Origin of the sequence: Bradyrhizobium sp., from assembly GCF_016462955.1 — a bacterium.
GTDB lineage: Bacteria > Pseudomonadota > Alphaproteobacteria > Rhizobiales > Xanthobacteraceae > Bradyrhizobium.
This window is the reverse complement of sequence record NZ_JAEMSD010000421.1, coordinates 5,087-6,077: the sequence shown is the minus strand read 5'-3', so window position 1 is coordinate 6,077 and position 991 is coordinate 5,087. Positions and strand designations below refer to the sequence as shown.

Below are 991 nucleotides of genomic sequence, written 5' to 3'. Positions count from 1 at the left end.
CCGCAGGAATCGCACATGAGCCGAATTCCTGCCTGATCCGCTCGATCTCGGCGATCCGCTCGTGCAGCCGCTGCAAATGCTCGGGCGATGTCGCCCGCCAGAACCGGAAGGTATCCGCCGTGAGCGGCAGGAAGGCGGTGCCTGATAGCGTCGGCTCGGGACCGATGGTGCGTCCAAGCAGCAGGAAGCGGTCGTTGCCGGCGACGACGAGCGTGGCATAACCGCGGTTGCCGATTCGCCTGATTCCGTTCAGCGACCATTCGGCTAGCCGGCTGAAATACGGCTCCTCGCGCCAGCGGTCCGGACAATCGTCGTCCACGGTGACATTGACGGCGTCCTGGCTGAAATGCACCACGAGGCCGGCCTGCTCCGGGAACCAGTCGTCATCGAGATGGCCCTGAAGCCAGGCGCAGGTGAACGACCGGCACATTTGCGGGCGGCGGTCGTAGATGGTGCATCCGGTCCCCTGTTGCCAGTGCCTGCACAGCTGGTTCACCGGCTTGTCGACAGCCGCCACTTCGAGGATATCGCAGCAGGCGTTGCACGAGCCGCATTGCCGGGCCGGACGCGCCGCCTTCGGCAGGCCGGTCGCGCGGAACCCGTAGCCGTCGCGGACCAGCAGCTTCTGCTTCTCCAGCGCGGTCAATGCACGTTCGATCTTGAGACGGGATAATCCGGTGGCGTCGATCACGCCCTTCATGGTCGTCGCGCCTGCCTCCACTGCGCGGACGACGCTCAGCATCGCCTGGTCCATTCTTCTTTTTCTTGTTCTCTCAGTCGCATTGCGATCGCGCCGGACGACAGACCGGCAAACAGGTTTCTGAAACCTGACTTAGAAACATATAGCACTCATCTTCTTGGCGCTGGCAAGGATGCGAGCCCTCCGTGCGCGCATGCGGCGCTTGCGGGAATGACGGACCGGCGCGTCAGGGGAGGTCGTTTCGCCCCCGAAATTGGCGCGCTTCGCTGCGAAGCGCCGGTGATGGCACTG

Annotated in this window: 1 protein-coding gene; it reads right to left on the bottom strand. The window is 64.2% G+C overall.

Annotated elements, in window-relative coordinates; genetic code table 11:
* Positions 1-754, bottom strand: a 754-nt coding sequence (locus JHD07_RS30400; RefSeq protein ID WP_291628831.1) for a YkgJ family cysteine cluster protein, incomplete at its 3' end; no start/stop codon positions are given.
* Positions 755-991: the final 237 nt, after the last annotated feature.